This is a genomic window from Sulfitobacter sp. CW3 (assembly GCF_019392245.1).
In the GTDB taxonomy this organism is placed as follows: Bacteria; Pseudomonadota; Alphaproteobacteria; order Rhodobacterales; family Rhodobacteraceae; genus Sulfitobacter.
Map to the genome: position 1 here is coordinate 1 of NZ_JAHXRL010000120.1, position 281 is coordinate 281.

Annotated in this window: 1 protein-coding gene; it reads right to left on the reverse strand. The window is 69.8% G+C overall.

The window, feature by feature from the left end:
• On the reverse strand, window positions 1-281 hold a 281-nt coding region (locus KZZ06_RS20445), incomplete at both ends, for a cupin domain-containing protein (RefSeq protein WP_306664533.1).

A 281-nucleotide genomic window follows, 5' to 3' on the forward strand; every position in this document is an offset into this window, starting at 1 on the left:
CTGGTCGACCGCGGTGATCCGGGCCTTGCCCTTGATCATGTAGGCCCACTCGGCTTCCTTGTGCCAGTGCATCTCGCGGACCGCGCCGGCCTTGAGCCGCATGTTGACCCCCGCCATGGCCTTGGAGACCGGCAGCTCGCGGATCGTGGTCTGGCGCGCCCAGCCGCCCTCCTCCAGCCGCATGTGGCTGTCCGCGAAGGACCATTTCAGGTTCGGCATCGTGCCGTGATCGGTGGCGGGCGGCGCCAGGGTGAACGGCTCCTCGGCGGCGCGAGGCCTGT